Genomic DNA, 21,035 nt, shown 5'->3' on the forward strand with positions numbered 1-21,035 from the left:
CAGGGATGTACGCCGCGGTCAGGCCGAGTAGACGCGGCTCTGGACCAGCGGGGTGCCCTTGAGCCCGCTCAGGGTCTTGGCACCGGCAAGCACGGCCAGATCGACCAGCGGCTCGCCCAGGACGACCAGCATGTAGGCGGCGCCGAAGGTGCTGATGGAGCTCAGCGTCTCGGCCCCGAAGCCCTGGCCGTAGACGGCCCAGAAGGCCACCCAGGCAACCACGCCGCCCTGATAGGCGGTGGAAAGCGCCAGGGTCTGGGCATAGGTCACGTCCACATAGGCCGTGTTCTCGGGAATGATGCGCTTGGCCAGGGCTGCCACGGCAAAGAGCGGCACCAGCAGGGTGGTGACGTTCATGCCGTATTGCGGCAGGTCAAAGGGCGCGAAGAACAGCCCCTGAAGCAGCAGGCCGCCTGCCAGGCCGAGGGCGGCCGGACCGGCGCCGAAGACCAGGAACAGGGTCGAGCCCAAGATGAAGTGGACTTCGGACACGCCGACCGGATGGTGCGGCAGGATTTCGAAGAAGCTGAAGACGAGCGCGGTCGCCAGAATGCCGCGGGCCATCAGGGCTGCGGATCCGCCGTCGCGGAACAGGGTGTTCAGGCTCATCTTGGCAGCCAGCCCGAGGGAGGCTGCGGCCGTGGCGTAGCTCAGGGCGATCTTGGTCCCGTCAACGAGACCCGGTTCGATATGCATGACATGTATCTCCGTCCGCACCCACCGTGCGGAATAGAAGGAACGGCACCGGAAGCCGGTGCGGCGGCATCAATGGCAGGTCTCCTGGCTTGCGGGTTTGACACCCCCGACCACCTTCCCGGGCGCATTGGCCCAGTGGCATTCCGGTCGGGGACAGCCGCTTACAGTTGCGGGGGCAGCCACGGTCTCGGTCCCTGTTGGGTACGCCTCACCGTGTTCCCTTTTACTCTGCCGCGCCGGTCGGCTTGGCAGAACCATCGAGGAGGTCAGTATCTGCGGTCTCGGCCCTGCTGGCAAGGGCCGCGTGGCCGATCGGGTCTCCCGTGTGACAGATCCGCCTTGCGGGGGTTTCAGGGCGAAAACCGGGCCTCAGGGCGCGCCGGATGGCCGGCTTGGCGCGTTTGTGACAGCGGAATGTTCGCAAATGTTCGCAATTTCATATGAGCCCCATTTGAAGCCCCAAGGCTTTCCCGGAGGGATCCTGCGGCTTTTTGCGATGCGGCATTGAAATTCATGACTAAAACCGGTTGCCGTCGGTTTTGTTTAATGTTCATATGAACGTCATAAAAGGTTCATGTGCGGACAATACGAACATCAACCTGAGCGCTGGGGGTATCTCGTCCCCTGGCCTTACAGGTTACTGCACACGAACTCGACACGTACCGGCGGCGCCTTGCCGACCGGGAGGGAGGAAGTGAAATGATGAAGCGTATCGCAACCGGTCTCATGGCCGGCGCAGCCCTCATTGTCGCCCATGGCGGCGCTCAGGCTGCAACCGAAATCAACTGGTGGCACGCCATGGGTGGCGAGCTGGGCACCAAGCTCGAAGAGATCGTGGCCGCCTACAACGCCTCTCAGGACACCTACAAGGTCGTTCCGACCTACAAGGGCAGCTACTCCGAGACCATGACCGCTGCCATCGCCGCCTTCCGCGCTGGCGAGCAGCCGGACATCGTGCAGGTCTACGAAGTCGGCACCGGCACCATGATGGCCGCCAAGGGCGCCATCTATCCCGTGTACAAGCTGATGGAAGACGCCGGCAAGCCGTTCGATCCGTCCGCCTTCATGTCCGCCGTCGTCGGCTACTACACCGACACCGATGGCAACATGCTGTCCATGCCGTTCAACTCCTCCACGCCGATCCTGTATTACAACAAGGACGTCTTCGAGAAGGCGGGCCTGGATCCGGAACACGCGCCCAAGACCTGGGCCGAAATGGAAGAGTTCTCCCGCAAGATCGTGTCCTCCGGCGCTGCCAAGTGTGGTTTCACCACCACCTGGATGTCCTGGATCCAGACCGAGAACTTCTCCGCCTGGCACAACCAGCCGATCGGCACCCTGGAAAACGGTTTTGGCGGTCTGGAAGCTGAACTGACCCTCGCCGGTCCGGCTCAGATCCGTCACTGGGGCAACCTCAAGAAGTGGTCCGACGAAGGCCTCTTCCAGTATGGTGGCCCGGCTGGCGCTGCTGACGCGGCTCCGAAGTTCTACGCGCAGGATTGCGCCATGAACATGGGTTCCTCCGCAGGCCGCGCTGGCGTTCTGGCCAATGCCAAGGACTTCAAGGTCGGCTTCGGCATGCTCCCCTACTACGACGACGTGGAAGGCGCTCCGCAAAACTCCATCATCGGCGGCGCCACCCTCTGGGTGCTTCAGGGCCAGTCCGAGGAAGAGTACAAGGGCGTGGCCGACTTCTTCAGCTACCTGTCCTCCGCTGAAGTCCAGGCTGACTGGCACCAGTTCTCCGGCTACCTGCCGATCACGAACGCTGCTGCCGAGCTGACCAAGCAGCAGGGCTACTACGACGCGAACCCGGGTTCCGACACGGCGATCAAGCAGATTACCCTGAACGAACCGACCGCCAACTCCAAGGGCCTGCGTTTCGGCAACTACGTCCAGATCCGCACCGTCATCGACGAAGAGTTCGAGAAGCTCCTCGCCGGCGGTCAGGATGCCGAAGCTGCTCTGAAGGCTGTTGACGCTCGCGGTAACGCGCTGATCCGCGAGTTCGAAAGCGCCAACAAGTAAGGTCCCCTGATCGGACCATGAAGCCCGCGCGTCCTGCGCGGGCTTCTCCTGTTTGGCCCCTGGGGTGGAATACATGCAGACCAAGCGTGCAATCTTTCCGAACAAGTTCCTGCCTTACGCGCTTCTGGCGCCGCAGCTGGCAATCACGTTCGTCTTCTTCTTCTGGCCTGCAGCGCAGGCCGTGAAACAGTCCTTCTACAAGGAGGACCCGTTCGGCCTGAGTTCCCGCTTTGTCGGCCTAGCCAACTACACCAAGCTCTTCCAAGAGCCTGACTATCTGAATTCGATCGGGCGCACGGCGGTCTTTGCGATCTCGACCACCGGTCTGGCGCTCATCCTCGCGCTGATCTTCGCGGTGGCCGTCGACCGGCTCATCCGCTCGCGCAATGCCTACACCACGCTTCTGCTGTGGCCCTATGCCGTGGCGCCTGCGGTGGCCGGCATCCTGTGGTGGTTCATGTTCAACCCGACCGTCGGCATCCTGCCCTACATGCTGGATGTGGTCGGCTATGACTGGAACCACCGGCTGAACCAGACGGACGCCATGATCCTGATCGTGCTTGCGGCCAGCTGGAAGCAGATTTCCTACAACTTCATCTTCTTCCTGGCCGGTCTTCAGGCCATCCCGAAGTCGCTGAAGGAAGCCGCTGCCATCGATGGCGCCGGCCCGGTCAAGAGCTTCTTCACGATCATCCTGCCGCTGCTGTCACCGACCAGCTTCTTCCTGCTGGTGGTCAACATCGTCTCGGCTCTGTTCGACACTTTCGCCATCATCGACGCCACCACCGCCGGCGGCCCCGCACAGGGCACCAACGTGCTGGTCTACAAGGTCTATCAGGACGGCTTCATCGGCCTGAACCTGGGCTCTTCCGCAGCCCAGTCGGTGATCCTCATGGCCGTGGTGATCCTTCTGACCGTCATCCAGTTCCGCTACATCGAGCGGCGCGTGCAGTATTGAGGCGCTAGAGAGATGGTACAAAACAACACCTGGCTGAATGCGCTGACACACCTGATCCTGATCCTCGGGATCGTGTTCGTCGCCTTCCCGGTCTATATAGCGATCATCGCCTCGACCCGGGGGTCCTTCGACTTCCTGCAGGGCCTCGTGCCCCTGCTGCCCGGCACGGAGGCCATCGAGAACTATTCCCGGATCCTGAACGCGGGCGTCAGCACCTCCGGTGCGCCGCCCCTGGGCCTGATGATGACCAACTCCCTGGTGATGGCGCTCTCCATCGCCCTGGGCAAGATCTTCATCTCGATCCTGTCGGCCTTCGCGATCGTCTACTTCCGCTTCCCCTTCCGCACGCTCGCCTTCTGGATGATCTTCATCACCCTGATGCTGCCGGTGGAAGTGCGCATCATGCCGACCTTCAAGGTCGTGGCGGATCTCGGGCTGCTCAATTCCTACGCCGGCCTCACCATTCCGCTGATCGCCTCGGCGACGGCGACGTTCCTCTTCCGCCAGTTCTTCCTGACGGTGCCCGAGGAGCTGATGGAGGCCGCCCGGATCGACGGTGCGGGGCCGATGAAGTTCTTCCGCGACATCCTTCTGCCCCTGTCGCGCACGAACATCGCCGCCCTCTTCGTCATCCTCTTCATCTATGGCTGGAACCAGTATCTCTGGCCCCTGCTGGTGACCACGGACTCCAGCTACTACACCGTCGTCATGGGCATCAAGCGCATGGCTGACGTCGCGGATTCCGAACCCCAGTGGAACCTGGTGATGGCGGCCGTCGTGCTCGCCATGCTGCCGCCCATCGTGGTGGTGATCGGAATGCAGAAACTCTTTGTCAAAGGGCTCGTGGAGTCGGAGAAGTAATGTCCAGCATCGTTCTTAAGGATGTCCGCAAGGTCTATGCGGGCAATGTCGAAGCCGTCAAAGGCGTCTCCATCGACATCGCGGACGGAGAATTCATCGTCCTCGTCGGCCCCTCCGGCTGTGGCAAGTCCACGCTCCTGCGCATGATCGCCGGTCTGGAAGAGATTTCTTCCGGCGAGGTTTCCATCGGCGACCGGGTGGTGAACCGGGTCGATCCCGCCAACCGGGACATCGCCATGGTGTTCCAGAACTATGCGCTGTATCCGCACATGAGCGTTTACAACAATCTGGCCTATGGCCTGAAGAACCGTGGCATGGCCAAGGCCGAGATCGACCGCCGCGTCAAGGAAGCCGCCCGCATCCTCGAGATCGGCGACTACCTCGACCGTAAGCCGCGGGCGCTCTCCGGCGGCCAGCGCCAGCGTGTGGCCATGGGCCGCGCCATCGTGCGCGAGCCGGCCGCCTTCCTCTTCGATGAGCCGCTGTCGAACCTGGACGCCAAGCTGCGCGTCCAGATGCGCGTGGAAATCAAGAAGCTGCAGAAGGACCTGGGCACCACCAGCGTCTACGTGACCCACGATCAGCTTGAAGCCATGACCCTGGCCGACCGTCTCGTCGTGCTCAACGGCGGTAGTATCGAGCAGATCGGTGCCCCGATCGACGTCTATGACAAGCCGGCCTCCACCTTCGTCGCCAGCTTCATCGGCTCTCCGGCCATGAACCTGATCGACGCGAAGGCCGATGCCTCCGGGCTGGCGGCGGCAAAGGGCGAAGGCCTTTCCGGCGCCAACGCCTATGGCCGCGAGGCTTACGTCGTCGGCGTGCGTCCGGAACATCTGAAGGTGCTGCGCGGCGAGGCTGCCGCCCCTGCCGATGCCGCTCTCACCCTGCGCATGAAGGTCAAGGTGCTGGAGCCGGTGGGCGCGGAAAGCTACCTCTATGGCGAGCTGCCGAACGGCGGTGCGTCGCTGGTCGTGCGGGTGGAAAGCCACGAGACCTTCGCCATCGGCGAGATGGTCACCCTTCATGCCCCGGCCAAGGACGTCCACTTCTTTGACGCCCAGTCCGGCCGTCGCATCGAGGGCTGAGCCGCTCCGGTCAGGACCGGAACCGTGAAGAAAAATGAGGGGCCGCCGGATCTTCCGGTGGCCCCTTTGCCTGTGTGATCCATGATCTGTGTAACCTGCGCGTTCGTCAGAACCAGTGCAGGGGCGAGGCCACCGGCGCTGCTGCTGCTGCCTTCGGCGGGGCCATGCGGTTGCGGTCCACCGGGCCGTTGACGCCGGGCACGCTGCCCGAATTGGTATACTGCCAGATGGCGTAGTCGCTCCACGGCTTGGGAACGCTGGGCGCGGCGGCGCTCGTATATTCGGCGATCCAGAGCGGGTGATCGCCAAAGCCCGGGTTGCCGAGTGCGTTCCAGAAGGCCGGGCTCGCGTAGATCATCGGCTTGACCCCGATGAACATCTGCACCAGCTCGACCAGCGCCGACAGGGCGTAGGCATAGGTGGCCGGAGAGCACCCCTGCATCTCCTCGCAGTCGATGGCGGGAGGCAGGTCGGTTGCCGGATCGAACTGCACCGCCTGCAGGGCGCCGACAAGGTTGTCAGCCTGCTGCATGAAGCTCTCGGTCGGCAGGAAATAGTGATAGGCGCCGCAGGCCAGCCCGGCCGCCTTCGCCCCGGCCCAGTTGGTGTGGAACGTCGGGTCCTGAAAGCTGGTGCCTTCGCTTGCCTTCAGAATGGCAAAGCGGATGTTCGCACCGGCAACGCTGGTCCAGTCCACCGTGCCCTGATAGTGGGAAACGTCGATCCCTTCCAAGCAATCCTGTGCCATGTCGGCCTCCATCTCTTGTCCGTGAGGGGAAGGACGCATGTCCGCGCGCTTCGTGATCAGGAGGCGGCGGCGCGAAGCCTCTCGAGCCGCAACATGGCCAGTGCCGCCAGGCCGGGGCCCACGGCGAGCATGCAGAAGAGCCCGGGCCAGCCCGCATGGGCAGCGACAAGCGGGCTCATCTGCACGGTGCCGAAGGTCAGCGCAAAGCCGAGCGCGGTCTGGAAGGTCATGAGAGATCCGGCTTCCGAGGGCGCCGCGAAGTCGGCGACCAGGGCCGAATACTGCGCCGAATCCGGCAGGATCGCAGCACCCCAGATCAGGATGCAGCCCGCAAACAGCCAGGGTGCGGTGTCGAAACTGGCGGCGCTCGCCAGCGCCGCGCTGCCGCTGACGATCACCGACCAGAAGGCGATGCGCTCCTTGCCGATGCGGTCGGCAAAATACCCGCAGATGATCGAGGCGAGGCCTCCGGCGGCAATCGCGGCAAAGGCGAGAAGCCGCGACAGGACGAGCGCTTCGCCCGCGTCCATCGTCACGGCAAAGGCCGCCGCAGAGGCCACGCCAACCCAGGCCCAGAAGGCATAGAGTTCCCACATGTGGCCGAGATAGCCGGCATAGGCGAGGCGGATGCGCCGGTCGGTCCAGACCTTCAGCACGGTGCGCGGCGAGAAGGCCGGCGCGCGCCCGTGATGGGGGCCAAGGCGCGTCATCAGGCAGAAGAGCCCGCCGATCCCGGCCGCCAGGGAGGCGATCTGGACCGCCCATCGCCAGTCGGCGCCGCCTCCCAGCGCCAGAAGATGCGGTGCTGCGGATCCGAAGGTCAGGGCCCCAACCAGCGCCCCGACAAGGAAGCCCCGGTCTGTGGTGCCCCAGCCGACGGCGATCTTCATGCCCACCGGATAGACACCTGCCAGCATGGTCCCGGTCACGAAACGGCAGGCGATGGCGAGATTGCCGCCCGGCTCCAGCCAGAGCAGGCAGGAATTGGCGAGGGCAGCCACCAGCGCACAGGCGGCAAAGACCCTTCGCGGGTCCAGCCGGTCGGGCAACCCGAGAATGGCGGAGATGAGCGCACCCGCCACGAAGCCGATCTGCACCGCGCTGGAAAGGGCGGCCTGCCGTGCGGGAGAGATCGCGAATTCCGACGCCAGATCCGGCAGGATGGCGGCAGACATGAACCACAAGGACATGGCGGAGATTTCTGCCACCATGAGTAGCAGCAACGTGCGCCACTTGGCCTGAAGGCTGGGCGAAACGGCGGGATCAGAGGTCATTCAGGCAAAGGTCCTGGCGTTGCTTGCGGGTCAGGCGCCGGGCGATGTGCCCGTGGGCGGCCGTCAGATAGGCCTCCCAGCCGTCTTCATCGAGGGCATCCGGATCGACAACCTGAACCCACTGGGCGCGGGCAAGATAGGGCGCCGGCACGATGCCCGGCTGCTCGATCAGCATCCGGTAGCTCAGGTCCGAGCACTTGAAGCTGATCCGGCCTCCTGTCCCGGCGCCATCCGCGCGGCCCCCCGAGCACAAGGCGAAGATCTTGCCGCCCACCTTCCAGACGGACGAACCGCCCCACTGCACCACATGGGTGGCGGCGGGAAGGGGGGCGCAGAACGTGTCGAAGTCTTGGCGGGTCATGGGTGCGGAACAGGATGGAACAGGCTGGGTCAGGGGTGGCGGGCGGCGCGAATGCGACGGGGCAATGGCTTGGCTGAGCTTAGTGGATCGCGGGTTGCGTCGCTAACCTTGTTTTCTCAAACCTGTGTGTCCTTTGGCGACAACTTGAAAGATTGGCTCCGGACCGCCATATTCGTTGACGAAAGGGGGCATTGCCCCGGCGAGGATGCCTTCAAGGGTCCCCGCAAGACAGGTCGCTTGAAACAAGGACTGTTACGATGACCCGCATGTCAGCGTTTTCCAGCCCGTTCATGCTCGGGTTTGACGACATTGAACGAGTGCTCGATCGCGTCTCCAAGGCCGCGAACGATGGCTATCCGCCCTACAACATCGAGCGGCTGTCCAAGCCCGGCTCCAAGGGCGACGTGATCCGCATCACGCTGGCAGTTGCCGGCTTCACGCGGGATCAGCTGGATGTATCGTTGGAAGAAAGCCAGCTCGTGATCCGGGGACGTCAGGAAGACGACAAGACCCGCCAGTACCTGCATCGGGGCATCGCGGCGCGCCAGTTCCAGCGCGCATTCGTCCTTGCCGAAGGCATCGAGATCCTTGGCGCCGATCTGAAGGATGGACTGCTGTCCATCGATCTGGCGCGGCCGGAGCCTGAGAAGGTGATCCGCAAGATAGAAATCACCGGCGGCGACTGAGAAGACGTCGGCCGCAGGTCAGCCAAGACTGGAGATTGAATGACGCGCGATCCGAACGATCCCGCGGCCCTGGCCCGAGCCGAGCTGCTCGAGGCCATGAGCCAGGATGTTCTCGCCGAACTGGGCGCCGGCACTGTCGCCTATATTCGCAAGCTCAACCGGGACGACATGAACAGCCTGTTCCCGGACATGCCCGAAAGCAACGATGTCGCGAGCCTCTGGGCCCTGCTCAACGCGGACGGAACGCCCATCGTCGTGGCCGACAGCCGTGAGGCCGCACTGGCCAATGCCTTCGAGTACGAGCTGGAAATGGCGAGCGTCCACTGAGCTTCGGACGGACCTTCGGGTCGGTTTCGAGACGAAACGAAAAACGCCGGTCTCTTGCGAGGCCGGCGTTTTTTCACGTCTGGACCGTTTCGAGGCGCGCGCCGAGGCGTCCGCTCACGGGCGGTTCGGATCCGGTATCACCTTCGCCACCGGCTTGCGCCAGGGATTGCTCTTGAACCAGGCCACCGAATAGGCCGTCGCGATCAGGATCGCGAAGCCGAGCAGGTTGGCGAAGGCCTGCCACACGAAGGTCTCCCGCTCGCCGATCGTGTCGCGCAGGATGGCGACCAGCTGGCCGGCGAAAAGGCTCATCATGAAGACCGCCAGGGACTGCTGGCCAACCTTCTGCACCACCCGAACGAACCCCTGCCAGAGCGCGGGGCCACGCGACAGGCGGATGCCGCCTTCACCCGCCGCGATCCACGCCAGATAGGCCAGCGCCAGGAAGTGCACGAAGCGCAGGATGCCGAATTCCGTCTTGATCCAGAGCGGCTCGATGGCATCGCGGATCTCGCGGATTTCCGGAGACAGATTGATGATGCGGAACCAGGCAAAGGGAATGGTCGCCACGACGATCACGGCCGCCAGCACCATGAGTGAGGTCTTGACCGGCGGGCGCGGCAGCCATCCGCGCATGAAGGCGAAGCCGGTGAAGAAGATCATCTGCCAGGCGAAGGGGTTGAAGAACCACACCCGTTCCGACCAGGGCTCAGCTTCCAGGCTGAGGAAACCGAAGGTTGCCAGAGTCCACAAGCCGATGACAAGCAGGGCCACGGTGCCGCGCCCGGCCCGCGACGCGGCCATGACCACCGGCACCAGACCAAGGATCACGATGTACATGGGCAGGATGTCGAAGAGGTTCGGCACATAGGTCAGCGTCATCAGATGCGGCAGGCTCAGCTCGGTGGTCTCGAAGAAGTGCCGCAGGTTGAGTTCGCCCACATAGTCCACGTCATTGCCGAGCGCCGCCAGGAAGCCGGTGTCCACCAGCATGACCAGCAGGGCCGCGATCGCCAGGAACAGGCCGATGTGCGACCAGTAGACCTGCCACATGCGGTGCAGGATGCGTCCCGTGCCCATCACCAGTCCGTGGGTGTCGAAGATCCGACCGAAGGCGATGGCAGACGCCATGCCGGAGCAGAAGACGAAGATTTCCGTCGCGTCGGAGAAGCCGAAGCGGGCCGGGATCCAGAGGGTCCACCAGTTGAAGGGCAGATGGGCAACGAAGATGATGAACATGCCCAGACCGCGGAAGAAGTCGAGCCGCGGGTCGCGGCGGGTCTTCTGCGGCTGGGAAAGGGACGTTTGTGCGGCAACGTTCACGGGCTGTGTCCTGAAGACGACCTGATTGGGGAAACGGCTTTGTACGGGCCCGGTTCCTTAGTCAAGCACGCGTTGCGCGCAATTCGTGATTTTGCATGATTTCGGCCGCTTTTCGCATCCGGTCCACCGTTGCATGCCGGGTTCGCGCATAATTGTCGAGGCCCCCGCGCTGCCGCGACCGGTCGAGCAGCAGCCCTTCCGCCTGATCGGGAAGCCCGGCGCGCAGGGCGGCATCGATGGTCATGCGTTCGAAGACGTCCCGCTGCGCATGGGAGCCGCCGATGGCGGGCATGTCGCCGCGCGCCCGGGACAGAAGCTGGAAGGCGGAACAGTAGTTGCCGAGCCGGAACTGCTCGAGCCCCTGCGCCGCGGCCCGCCCCGGATGGGCGCTCACCCGGCCCATGTCCCCATCCTCCGGTCTGCGGCGGGCCAGCGAGGTCAGAAGCCGCTCGGTCCCCAGCCGCCGCCCCCCCTTCAGCAGGGCCAGAAGATAGTGCAGGTCCGCGAAGACGTTGCAGCCGTCGTCGGTTCTCCTGTCGCTCAACTGGGCGAGTTCTTCCCAGCGGGATCCCACATTCACGCCCTCCAGCTCGAGCCGCAGCAGCAGGGAGGTGGCATTGGAGATATCCCGATAGTCGTCGGTCTTGTCGCGGCGGATTTCCTCGTCGTAGAGGTTGAGAACCAGATCCGTCTCGCCCCGGTCCAGATGCATCAGCGCCAGATGCCACCAAACGTGAAAGCCGAAGTTGTTGCAGTGGCTCCAGCTGTCGGGGCGGGCCATCAGCCACTTGATCCCGTCGTCCGCACGGCCGGTCATGTCATGCACATGCGCCACGGCGTGCAGGCCCCAGGCGTCATCGGGGGCGAGCTCCACCGCCTGACGGCCAAGCGTCTCGGCCAGTCCGTAGTCGCCGGTTTCCTCCAGCGCGAAGGCGTGGCATCCCAGAAGATAGCCGCGCGCCGGGTGGCTCGCGTCATGGGCATCCGCGACCGTCTCGATCGACCGGCGCATGCCCTGCGCATCGCCGAGAACGAACCGGATGGCGTGGACGAGCTTCATCAGGAATGTGTCGCGGGGATATTCCGCCAGCGTTCCGTCCAGCCGGTCCGCCGCCCGCGAAGGCCAGCCGCAGAGCCAGTCCGCCAGCGCATCGGTCACCGCTCGTTCCCGCCGTGTCGCCCCCAGCCGGCGTTCCGACGTGCGGGCCATCTCCAGGCATTCGGTTGCAGTCGGCACCAGCTCCCGGCGTCCGAGAAGAAGACAGAAGAGCCCGCGTGCCGCATGTCCGAGGCCGAAGTCCGGGTCGCTCTCCAGGGCGGTCTGCAGATGCAGAGGCGTGCTGCTGCCGTGGGAGAGGAACGCGTGAACCGTGGCATCCCAGGCGCGCGCCGCGGCCGGAGAGGCAATGGTCAGGTCATAGCCGAACTGGTCGGTCTGGGGCATGGAGGAGGGCTCCTGAAAGCTGCGGGATCGGCGGAGAGGGCATGACGGGGGCGGGAGGAACTGCCCCGGAAATTGCGCCATTCAGCCATTTCTGCCCTCAAGGAGACGCCTCTGCCCGTTGAACTGCAACACACAAAAGAGTGTTGCGAACGTGTGTGCCACGCCCCGCGCCGACGCGATAATGTCGCTGCGGAAAGGAACCCTGATGCCCCGTCTTCCGACCTCGCAGATCGAGGCTGCTCCTCAGCCCTCTCCCTTGTCCCGGCTTGATGTGCCCGGGTCCGCTCCCTCGCAGGGACACGTCTGCGCGCCAGCAGATCCGAAGGGGCAGCGCAAGGTGATCCTCGCGGCAATGCTCACAGCACTCGGCCTCTGGATCCTGGCCACTCCCGAGGCAGGAGCGCGGGTGGCTCTCGCCGTGCCGCTCGGGGCGCTGGCCGGCATCAGTCTCTATCACGCGCGTTTCGGCTTCACCGCCGCCTGGCGCCGCTTTGCGGAAGAGCACCGCGGGCGCGGTCTTCGGGCGCAGCTCCTGCTGCTTGGCCTTTCCTCGCTCGTGGCCTTGCCGCTGATCGGATGGGGGCATCTCATCGGGCTGCCGACGAGCGGTTACGTCTTCCCCTTCGGTCTGGCCGCAGCCCTTGGCGCCACGCTCTTCGGCATCGGCATGCAGCTTGGCGGCGGCTGTGCCTCGGGCACGCTCTTCACCGTGGGCGGCGGCTCCACGCGCATGGTCGTCACGCTGATCGCCTTTATCGCCGGCTCGGTCTGGGCCACCGCGCACCTGCCCTGGTGGAACGGCCTTCCGGCCCTGCCGCCTGTGGCGTTCGCGCAGGCGCTCGGCACGCCGCAGGCGATGCTGGCGACGACCGCGGCACTGTCCGGTCTCGCATTGCTTTCCGTGTGGGTGGAACGGCGCGCCCATGGTGCGCTCGAGAGGGAAGTCACCCCGCACTCTCTTCTGCGCGGCCCCTGGTCCTTCGAGGCTGGAGCCGTCGCTCTCGCATTCGTCGGCATCGCCACCCTTCTCGTGCTGGGGCGGCCATGGGGCATCACCTCGGCCTTCGCCCTGTGGGGTGCAAAGACGCTGGCCGCTTTCGGCGTCCCGGTCGAAACCTGGCCCTATTGGCAGGGGCAGACCGCCCTCAGCCGCAATCTGCTGCAAGACGGCACCAGTCTCATGAACTTCGGCATCATCCTGGGCGCGCTTCTGGCTTCCGGGCTTGCCGGAAAATTCGCCCCCGTTCGGCATCTCCACCCGAAGGACGCCCTGTCCGCAGTGATCGGTGGCCTGCTCATGGGCTATGGCGCGCGTCTCGCCTACGGCTGCAACATCGGCGCCTATCTGGGTGGCGTGCTCTCCGGCTCCCTGCATGGCTGGCTCTGGCTGGTCTTCGCCTGGGCCGGAAGCCTGATCGGGATGCGCCTTCGTCCTGTCTTCGCCCCATGATCCGCACTTGCCAGAGCCCAGAGGAGATCTCCCCCATGCCCGCCCACCGAACGATCGCTCTCCCGGCTCAAGATCCCGCACTCCTTCGGCTGGCGCTTCTGGTGACGCTGGCGCTGCTTTGCGTCCAGCTGCTCGCGTTGCGGCCTCTCCAGGCGTCGGAGCTTGGCCCCCGCGCTGGATGGCAGGTGGTCCGCAGCGAAGATCCCTTCGAAGTCCTCTCCCACCGGGTGAAGGAGGCGATCAAGGCCGAGCGGATGGGTCTCGTCACCCGGGCCAGCGCCTCTGATGGCGCGCGCGGGGCAGGCGTGACCATTCCCGGCAACGAGGTTCTGGGCGTCTTCCGCAACGACTACGCCCGGCGCATGCTGGATGCGTCGCTTTCCGCCGGCATCGAGGCTCCGATCCGGCTCTATTTGATGGAAAATGACGATGGCAGTTCGACCCTTGCCTACAAGATGCCGAGCCATGTCTTCTCGCCCTATCTGGAGGAGGGCGGCGAGCCGCTGAAGGATCTCGCAGCGGAACTGGACATGATCTTTGCGGCGATTGCCGCCCGCGCGACGGGGCCTCTTCCCTGAGGCATCTCCCGGCAGACTTGACGATTTACGTCCACGCCGAACGGGCGTAGCATCATCGGGTCTTCAACAGCTGAAAGGAGGTGTGCCCATGTCTAGTGAGTTCCCGAGTTTGGCCCTTGTGTCTGGGCACCTGGGAAGGACGTCGGAGCAGCCTCTGACGTCGTGAGCTGGTGCCGGGATGTCATCCGGACAAGGGGTCGATCGGACCTCATGGGAAGGCCGCGAAAGCGGCCTTCTTGTGTTTTGGCTAGGCTCCTCGCCCGAGCTTGGACGAGGAGCGAGAAGATCAGGCGATGAGGCCAACGGCCCGGCGCACGCCTTCGTCGCGCAGGGAGCAGTCGATGCCCACATAGCGGTCGCCCGCCGGGCCGCTCAGCCAAGCCAGTGCCTCGCCCACCCAGCGCGCGGGAATATGGACGTTCGGGTCCAGCTGGCTGACCGGGTTGATGCCCGAAGCCTTGATGGCAACCTGCATGTCGGTGGCAACCGTTCCCGGGCTCAGGCCCAGAACGCGGATGTGGTCGTCGATGAGCTCCAGATGCGCGCATTTGGTCAGCGACAGGACAGCGGCCTTGGAGGCGCAATAGTGGCTCCAGCCTTCCAGCGCGCCGGTCGCAGCCCCCGAGGAGATGTTGATGATGGTACCGCCGCCATGTGCCTTCATCGGGGCGATGGCGTGGCGGATCACGTTCAGCACACCCTTCACGTTGATGTCGATCACCTTGCCCCAGGCCGCCGGATCCGCATCCTCCAGGCGCGCGATCGGATCAATCACGCCGGCATTGTTGATGACCACATCCAGTGCGCCGAACCGGTCGACGGTCTGGCGGATGGCGGCCTGCACGGCGGCGGCATCCGTCACGTCCAGGCTGATGGCCAGCGCCTGACCGCCAGCGGAGGTGATCTCGCTGGCAATGCGGGTGATGTCGCCGGTGCTGCGGGCGGTGAGAACCACATTGGCCCCGCGCTCGGCAAAGACGCGGGCGGCAGCTTCGCCGATGCCCCGGCTTGCGCCCGTGATGAAGACTGTCTTCGATTGCAGATCCGACATGATCCCAACTCCTGCCCCAGTAGCCTGAAGCGGCCCGAAACGGCCCTTCAGGATCCGTATTTAGGCAATCGTTAATATTTGCGCCAGCCCGATTGTATGCAAACGCGGGCGTTCGGGCGAATGTGCGTTCAAGCGTGTCCGGGGGGGCGGCCCGTGGTGCGCCGCCGGTGCGGCTCAATCAGGGGCTTGCACTTCCGCAAGCTTTTGCCATCCTGCGCCCATGACAAATCTGACAGCGACCCTGCGTGCCCGCCTGCGCACGCTCTATTTCGGCGACAGTCGCCAATCCCGCTACTGGCGCTATGGCATGCTCGTCTTCGACGTGGCCACGATCGCCTATTTCGTTGTCTCGTCGATGATCGATCCGGAGCATCACAATCACGCCATCGATTTCGTGGTGGCAGCGGTGCTCGGTCTGGATTTCGCGGCGCGCCTTCTGGCAGAGCCCCGGCCCTGGCGCGAGCTCTTCAGCTTTACCGGCATCATGGACATCGCGGTGATCGCGTCCCTGCTTGCTCCTGTCTTCGTGGAAAACATGGCGTTCCTGCGGGTTGTGCGCATGCTGCGGCTGCTGCGTTCCTACCATCTGCTAAAGGAGCTGCGCGAGGCGTCTCCCTGGTTCCGGGTGCGAGAGGAGATCATCCAGTCCGCGATCAATCTCGTGGTCTTCGTCTTCGTGGTGACCGCCATTGTCTACGTGGTCGAGAACGATCTGAACCCGGACATCAACACCTATCTCGACGCGCTCTATTTCACGGTCACCACGCTCACCACCACTGGCTTCGGTGACATCACCATGAGCGACACCGCAGGTCGGCTGATGACCGTGATCATCATGATCTTCGGCGTCGCCTTGTTCCTGCGTCTGGTGCAGACGATCTTCCGCCCCAACAAGGTGCATTACCCCTGTCCCGATTGCGGGCTGAGCCGTCATGACCCGGACGCGGTTCACTGCAAGCATTGCGGACGCACCATCGCCATTCCGACCGAAGGGGAGTGGAGCTGAACACCGCATCGTGACCGGCCGAGCCCCCGGGGATCTGCCGAAGGGCCTCGCCTCGGGTGGGGGAGGCGCCTATGTGTTTGCAGGGGCGTTGACGACGCCGCTGCGAACAGGGGGGAGGAGAGATCCCGTGTCCACTGCTGGCCTGACAATCGTGATCCGGAGCATCCTTAAACGGCTGCCGTATCTGGCGGCGCTGCTGCTCTGCCTTGCTGCTCCGGTTCTCGGGGCGGCATCGGGCGCCCGGGCCGAAACGGGCGCTGCGCCAGTCACTCCTTGCGGAGGCGAAATCGCCTGCGAGCTGCGAGCGGGCCGCTATTACGTTCACATGCCCGAGCCGGGGCACGAGGCCGCATCGAAACGCCAGCCGGGCGGTCGCGTTGGCGCCATCGTCTTCCTCCATGGCCATCGCGGCAACGGGCTCAACGAGATCCGCAATCGCTCGTTTCAGGCGCTGGCCGATGAGCTCGGTGTCGCCTTCGTGGCGGTGGAGGGCCTTCAGGGAACCTGGTCCTTCCCGAATGCCCCTCGCGCCTTGCGTGACGAGCCGGCCTTTTTTGACGCGGTTCTTGCCGATCTGACCGGGCGGTTTCCCGTCGACCGGTCGAAGATCCTGCTCTCCGGCTTTTCGTCAGGCGCCTTCATGACCTGGGCGCTCGCTTGCCAGAAGCCGGATCGCTTTGCCGGCTACGCACCCATTGCCGGCGCCTTCTGGGAGCCCTTGCCCGATCACTGCGCCGGACCCGCGCCCTATCTCTATCATACCCACGGCACCACGGATGAGGTGGTGCCGCTGGCGGGCCGTTATCTCGGCGGTGGGCGGTTCAAGCAGGGCGACGTCTACGAGAGCCTCATGGTCTGGCTCCGTGCCGAGGGCCGCAGCCTCGACAGGGGCGAGAGCCATGGCGAACCGGGTCTTTCCTGCACCGCCTGGGCGATGGCTTCGGGGCGGCTGGAGCTCTGCCTGCATGACGGCGGCCATTCGGTGCGAGCGGAATGGCTGAAGCGCGCCTGGCGAAACCTGGAGCGCGACCGGGGCTGGACCCAGCCCGCCTCTTCCGCCCCGGCGAGCGCCTGCGCGCCGGATCGCGTGGGGGCTGCCGCGCCATCCCGCAGCTCGGCCTGCTGACCAGATCAAGGATTGGGCATCTCCGGCCAGAGCCTCCCGAATTGCGGGGCGATCTGCCCCTTCCTGCGGCAAGTCCTGCCGCCAATATCGCCTTCTGCACGGTGACGGCCTCGCTTACCCTGAAAGGAACCTTCAATCGGGGATAAGCTCATGAGCCAATTCGATTTTTCCATGAACCGGCGTGGTCTTCTGGGCCTTGGTGCGGCTGCGGGCGCAAGTGCGCTGCTCGGTCCGCTGGGCAAGGCTCTTGCGGCCGGAACCATAACGCCCGGCCCCAATGCGGTGCTGCTGGTGATCGACGTGCAGAACTGCTTCCTGCCCGGCGGAACCCTTCCCGTCAGCGAGGGCGATCAGGTGGTGCCGATCATCAACGCCCTTTCGTCGAAATTCGCCAATGTGGTGCTGACCCAGGACTGGCACACGGCCGATCACACGAGCTTCGCCTCCAACCACGAGGGCAAGGCCCCCTTCGAGACGGTGGAGCTTGATTACGGTACGCAGGTGCTCTGGCCAGATCATTGCGTGCAGGGCACCCAGGACGCTGCCCTTGCTCCCGGGCTCGACATCCCCCACGCCCAGCTCATCATCCGCAAGGGCTATCACTCCGAAGTGGACAGCTATTCCACCTTCCTGAATGCGGACAAGACCACCCGCACCGGCCTCACCGGCTACCTGCAGGAGCGGGGTCTGACCGAGGTCTATGCCTGTGGTCTGGCGACCGACTTCTGCGTGGCCTGGTCGGCCATCGATGCCCGCGCGGCGGGTCTTGTCGTCTCGGTCATCGAGGATGCCTGCCGTGCCATCGATCTCAACGGCTCGCTCGAGGCCGCCTGGTCGACCATGAGCGAGGCGGGCGTGACCCGCGTGCAGTCGACCGACTTCGCCTGACCGGCGCTCTTCTTCGGTGTTCCCGCAAGGGGAGCGATGACGTGGCGCTGACGAATTGGTGAGCGCATAACCGCGCGCCGTGAAGGCCCCCGCCTTGACCGGCGCGCGGGAAACGGATTGGCTGGACCTGTTTCGCTTCTTGTCAGGATCCGCCCTCCGTGCCGCTTGCCTCTTCTTCCGCACAACCAGACCCGGCACCGGCCTCCGGCCCGCTCACCGGGCTTGTCGTGCTCGATCTCTCGCGCATTCTGGCCGGGCCCACCTGCACCCAGATCCTGGGCGATCTCGGGGCGGAGGTCATCAAGGTCGAGCGTCCGGGCCGGGGCGATGACACCCGTGGCTGGGGCCCGCCCTTCCTGAAGGACCGGGACGGCCAGGACACGGCGGAAAGCGCCTATTACCTCTCGTCCAACCGCAACAAGGCCTCTGTCGCCATCGATCTTGCCAGCGCGCAGGGGCAGGAGCTGATCCGCAAGCTCGCGCTTGAGGCGGATATCCTGGTCGAGAACTTCAAGGTCGGGGATCTGAAGCGGCGCGGGCTGGACTACGACACTCTCGCCGCGCTCAACCCCCGGCTGATCTATTGCTCCATATCCGGCTTCGGCCAGACCGGCCCCTATGCCCATCGCGCCGGCTATGACTTCCTGATCCAGGGCATGGGCGGCATCATGTCCCTCACCGGCCTGCCCGACGAGGAGGGGGGACGCCCCGTGAAGGCTGGCGTCGGCATCGCCGATGTCATGTGCGGCATGTATGCGCTGACCGGCATTCTGGCGGCCCTCCACGAGCGGACGACCTCGGGCAAGGGTCAGCATGTGGATGTGGCGCTTCTGGACAGCCAGGTCTCCTGGCTCATCAATCAGGGCGTCGGTTATCTCGTGTCCGGCAAGGTGCCGGGGCGTCTGGGCAATGGCCATCCCACGATCGTGCCCTATGAGACCTTTCCGGCCAGCGATGGCGACTTCATCCTGGCCGTCGGCAATGACGATCAGTTCGCCCGCTTCTGTGCCCTTGCGGATTGCGCCGACCTGGCCGGCGATCCGCGCTTCATCACCAACGCCGACCGGGTCCGCAACCGGGCGGAGCTGATCCCGCTCCTGCGCCGGCTCACGATCACCCGCTCCGCGGCCGATTGGATCTTGGGGCTGGAGGCGCTGGGCGTGCCCTGCGGTCCGGTGAACGATCTCGCCCAGACCTTCGCCGATCCGCAGGTCATGGCGCGCGGCATGCGCATCACTCTGCCGCATCCCGACAGCGGGACGGTGGATCTCATCGGCTCGCCGCTCAACCTGTCTCGCACGCCGGTCACCTATCGCTCAAGCCCCCCGCGTCTGGGCGAAGACACGCGTTACGTTCTCTCCCGCCATCTCGGCCTTGACGACGACACGCTCTCCCGGCTGGATGCCGCCGGCGTGATCGCGCTCGCCGGATCGCCCAACCTGTGACCTCTGACCCTGTGCTTCCCAAGGATTCCGTGACATGACCCTGCCTCTCCTCGATGCCGCCGCAGAGCGCAAGGGCGCCGACGTGATCGCCGCCAAGCTGGCCGATGCAGGGGTGCGCGAGGTCTATGGCATGCCGGGTGGGGAGGTTCTCGCCCTTCTCGAGGCGCTGACCTGCGCCGGGCTGCGCTTCACGCTGGTCAAGCACGAGAATGCCGGCGGTTTCATGGGCGAGGGAGCCTGGCATGCCACGGGCCGGGTCAGCGTGTTGCTCGCAACCCTCGGGCCCGGTGTCGCCAATGCGGTCAATGTGGTCGCCAATGCCTGGCAGGACCGGGTGCCGCTGATCTTCCTGACCGGCTGCGTCGACGGGGCGGAGGCGGAAACCTACACCCATCAGGTGTTCGATCATCAGGCCCTGCTGCGCCCCATCGTGAAGGCCAGTTTCTCGGCCCGCGCAGGCGCGCTGTCGGCGATGATGGACAAGGCCATGGCGATCGCCCTTGATGGGCAGCCGGGCCCGGTTCACATCGACGTGCCGATCAGCGTGGCAGAGGGCCTGACCGACGAGCCGGTTTTCCTGCGCGGCGAGGCCGGCTACGCGCCGGTCCTGTCCGCGCCTGCCGGACAGGATCTGGCCCGCGCGGCAGAGATCTTCGCGCGCGCCAGCCGTCCGGTGATGATCGCCGGGGTAGATGCAGTGAACGAGGGTGCGGGACCTGCGATTACCGCCTTCTGCGAGACGTTCCAGGTGCCGCTGATCACCAGCTACAAGGGCAAGGGACTGATGGACGAGGGGGCGGACCTGGCGCTGGGGGGTGCCGGCCTGTCGCCCCGGGCAGACCGTCACCTTCTGCCGCTGCTGGCCCAGTCCGACTGCATCCTGCTGGCGGGCTATGACCCGATCGAGATGCGCATCAACTGGCGTGCGCCCTGGCCGGCGGCCACGCCCGTCGTCGAGATCGCGCCCGTCCTGCGCACCCATGGCATGCATGATGTGACCTGCACCCTGCGCGCCGGTGTTGCTGAAACGCTTTCGGCCTTGGCGGGCGCCCGTGCCGCGACCACGCCGTCCTGGCCGGAGGGGGAGTGGCGCAAGGCCCGCGCCGCCCTGCGCGCGGACTTTCAGCCCGAGAGCACCGGCTGGGGGCCGGCCACGGTGTTTCACACCCTGCGTCAGGCCCTGCCGCCGGAAACGGTTGCCACGGCCGACAGCGGCGCCCATCGCATTCTTCTCAGCCAGATCTGGACCTGCCCGCACCCGCGCGGCCTGCTCCAGTCCTCGGCGCTCTGCACCATGGGCTGTGCCGTGCCTCTGGCTATCGGCCACCGCCATGCGGACGCAAAGGCCGCGCCGGTCATTGCCTTTGTCGGGGATGCAGGGCTGGAAATGGGGCTGGGCGAGCTCTCCACCCTCCGGGATCTCGGCTTGCCGGTGATCATCTGCGTTCTCGTCGACCGGTCCCTGTCGCTCATCGAGCTGAAGCAGCGCGGATCGAACCGTCCCAATGCGGGCGTCGATTTCGGCGAGACCGACTTCCCGGCCATCGCGCGCGCCTATGGCGGCCACGGGGTCTGGGTGGAGGATGCCTCGACCCTGAGACAGGAGGCGGCAGAGGCCCTGATCCGGGACGGCTTCACCCTGCTGGCCTGCCGCATTCCCTCCCGCGCCTATGACGGGCGCATCTAGGCGCCCTCAG

The 21,035-nt window shown here is 65.2% G+C and carries 20 protein-coding genes and 1 riboswitch; of the genes, 13 read left to right on the forward strand and 7 right to left on the reverse strand.

Annotation, left to right across the window (positions count from 1 at the left end; translation table 11 throughout):
- Positions 1 to 18: 18 nt before the first annotated feature.
- On the reverse strand, positions 19 to 696 hold the full coding sequence (locus FR728_RS14735) for an energy-coupling factor ABC transporter permease (RefSeq protein WP_149893498.1): 678 nt from the start codon (positions 694 to 696) through the stop codon (positions 19 to 21).
- 57 nt (positions 697 to 753) lie between these two features.
- Positions 754 to 970, reverse strand: a riboswitch (cobalamin riboswitch).
- Positions 971 to 1,398: 428 nt separating this feature from the next.
- Here FR728_RS14735 and ugpB point away from each other — a divergent pair.
- The 4 genes from ugpB (at position 1,399) to FR728_RS14755 (ending at position 5,631) form a co-directional block, all read left to right on the forward strand.
- Positions 1,399 to 2,724, forward strand: coding sequence for a sn-glycerol-3-phosphate ABC transporter substrate-binding protein UgpB (gene ugpB / locus FR728_RS14740; protein ID WP_149893642.1), 1,326 nt, complete (start codon positions 1,399 to 1,401; stop codon positions 2,722 to 2,724).
- A 73-nt stretch (positions 2,725 to 2,797) separates the two neighbouring features.
- Entirely contained in the window at positions 2,798 to 3,682 is an 885-nt protein-coding gene (ugpA, locus tag FR728_RS14745) for a sn-glycerol-3-phosphate ABC transporter permease UgpA (protein WP_149893499.1), read from the forward strand.
- A 12-nt stretch (positions 3,683 to 3,694) separates the two neighbouring features.
- A complete protein-coding gene (ugpE, locus tag FR728_RS14750; protein WP_149893500.1) occupies positions 3,695 to 4,543 on the forward strand; it encodes a sn-glycerol-3-phosphate ABC transporter permease UgpE in 849 nt (282 codons plus the stop codon).
- On the forward strand, positions 4,543 to 5,631 hold the full coding sequence (locus tag FR728_RS14755) for a sn-glycerol-3-phosphate import ATP-binding protein UgpC (RefSeq protein WP_149893501.1): 1,089 nt from the start codon (positions 4,543 to 4,545) through the stop codon (positions 5,629 to 5,631). Before ugpE ends, FR728_RS14755 begins: the two co-directional genes overlap by 1 nt.
- Before the next feature lie 106 nt (positions 5,632 to 5,737).
- Here FR728_RS14755 and FR728_RS14760 read toward each other — a convergent pair whose 3' ends face one another.
- Genes FR728_RS14760 through FR728_RS14770 form a run of 3 tightly spaced genes read right to left on the reverse strand, consistent with a single transcriptional unit; the run spans position 5,738 to position 8,014 of the window.
- Entirely contained in the window at positions 5,738 to 6,379 is a 642-nt protein-coding gene (locus tag FR728_RS14760) for a glycoside hydrolase family 25 protein (protein WP_149893502.1), read from the reverse strand.
- A gap of 56 nt (positions 6,380 to 6,435) precedes the next feature.
- A complete protein-coding gene (locus FR728_RS14765) occupies positions 6,436 to 7,653 on the reverse strand; it encodes an MFS transporter (protein ID WP_208998842.1) in 1,218 nt (405 codons plus the stop codon).
- Entirely contained in the window at positions 7,643 to 8,014 is a 372-nt protein-coding gene (locus FR728_RS14770; RefSeq protein WP_149893503.1) for an MmcQ/YjbR family DNA-binding protein, read from the reverse strand. The genes FR728_RS14765 and FR728_RS14770 overlap by 11 nt, the downstream gene beginning before the upstream one ends.
- Positions 8,015 to 8,271: 257 nt before the next feature.
- On the opposite strand from FR728_RS14770, the gene FR728_RS14775 reads away from it, so the two are divergent.
- The gene (locus FR728_RS14775; RefSeq protein ID WP_149893504.1) at positions 8,272 to 8,700 is read left to right on the forward strand and encodes an Hsp20 family protein; all 429 of its coding nucleotides are present in this window, start codon (positions 8,272 to 8,274) and stop codon (positions 8,698 to 8,700) included.
- Between the two features lie 39 nt (positions 8,701 to 8,739).
- Complete coding sequence (locus FR728_RS14780) at positions 8,740 to 9,027, forward strand: BQ00720 family protein (protein ID WP_188318920.1); 288 nt, start codon at positions 8,740 to 8,742, stop codon at positions 9,025 to 9,027.
- 114 nt (positions 9,028 to 9,141) lie between these two features.
- On the opposite strand, the gene FR728_RS14785 is transcribed toward FR728_RS14780, so the two are convergent.
- On the reverse strand, positions 9,142 to 10,350 hold the full coding sequence (locus FR728_RS14785; RefSeq protein WP_280115347.1) for an OpgC family protein: 1,209 nt from the start codon (positions 10,348 to 10,350) through the stop codon (positions 9,142 to 9,144).
- A gap of 61 nt (positions 10,351 to 10,411) precedes the next feature.
- The gene (locus FR728_RS14790; protein WP_149893505.1) at positions 10,412 to 11,794 is read right to left on the reverse strand and encodes a tetratricopeptide repeat protein; all 1,383 of its coding nucleotides are present in this window, start codon (positions 11,792 to 11,794) and stop codon (positions 10,412 to 10,414) included.
- Between the two features lie 205 nt (positions 11,795 to 11,999).
- Between FR728_RS14790 and FR728_RS14795 the strand changes: the two genes are divergently transcribed.
- Both FR728_RS14795 and FR728_RS14800 read left to right on the forward strand, forming a co-directional pair.
- On the forward strand, positions 12,000 to 13,244 hold the full coding sequence (locus tag FR728_RS14795; protein ID WP_208998843.1) for a YeeE/YedE family protein: 1,245 nt from the start codon (positions 12,000 to 12,002) through the stop codon (positions 13,242 to 13,244).
- A gap of 35 nt (positions 13,245 to 13,279) precedes the next feature.
- The gene (locus tag FR728_RS14800; RefSeq protein WP_149893506.1) at positions 13,280 to 13,822 is read left to right on the forward strand and encodes a DUF302 domain-containing protein; all 543 of its coding nucleotides are present in this window, start codon (positions 13,280 to 13,282) and stop codon (positions 13,820 to 13,822) included.
- Positions 13,823 to 14,108: 286 nt separating this feature from the next.
- Here the strand turns inward: FR728_RS14800 and FR728_RS14805 are convergent, their stop codons facing one another.
- The gene (locus FR728_RS14805) at positions 14,109 to 14,873 is read right to left on the reverse strand and encodes an SDR family oxidoreductase (RefSeq protein WP_149893507.1); all 765 of its coding nucleotides are present in this window, start codon (positions 14,871 to 14,873) and stop codon (positions 14,109 to 14,111) included.
- Positions 14,874 to 15,093: 220 nt separating this feature from the next.
- Between FR728_RS14805 and FR728_RS14810 the strand changes: the two genes are divergently transcribed.
- From FR728_RS14810 to FR728_RS14830, 5 genes are all read left to right on the forward strand, one after another.
- Positions 15,094 to 15,879: a potassium channel family protein gene (locus FR728_RS14810; protein WP_149893508.1), complete on the forward strand. Its 786-nt coding sequence runs from the start codon at positions 15,094 to 15,096 to the stop codon at positions 15,877 to 15,879.
- Between the two features lie 127 nt (positions 15,880 to 16,006).
- Positions 16,007 to 17,005, forward strand: coding sequence for a CE1 family esterase (locus FR728_RS14815; RefSeq protein ID WP_208998844.1), 999 nt, complete (start codon positions 16,007 to 16,009; stop codon positions 17,003 to 17,005).
- Positions 17,006 to 17,155: 150 nt separating this feature from the next.
- Positions 17,156 to 17,893, forward strand: coding sequence for a bifunctional nicotinamidase/pyrazinamidase (gene pncA, locus FR728_RS14820; protein ID WP_244304668.1), 738 nt, complete (start codon positions 17,156 to 17,158; stop codon positions 17,891 to 17,893).
- Between the two features lie 158 nt (positions 17,894 to 18,051).
- Positions 18,052 to 19,338 (forward strand): CaiB/BaiF CoA transferase family protein, encoded by a 1,287-nt coding sequence (locus tag FR728_RS14825; protein WP_149893509.1) that lies wholly within the window; start codon positions 18,052 to 18,054, stop codon positions 19,336 to 19,338.
- A gap of 34 nt (positions 19,339 to 19,372) precedes the next feature.
- Positions 19,373 to 21,025, forward strand: a complete 1,653-nt coding sequence (locus FR728_RS14830; protein WP_149893510.1) for a thiamine pyrophosphate-binding protein — start codon at positions 19,373 to 19,375, stop codon at positions 21,023 to 21,025.
- The last annotated feature ends 10 nt before the right edge of the window (positions 21,026 to 21,035 follow it).

Origin of the sequence: Roseibium aestuarii, assembly GCF_008477545.1 — a bacterium.
GTDB classification, from domain to species: Bacteria; Pseudomonadota; Alphaproteobacteria; order Rhizobiales; family Stappiaceae; genus Roseibium; species Roseibium aestuarii.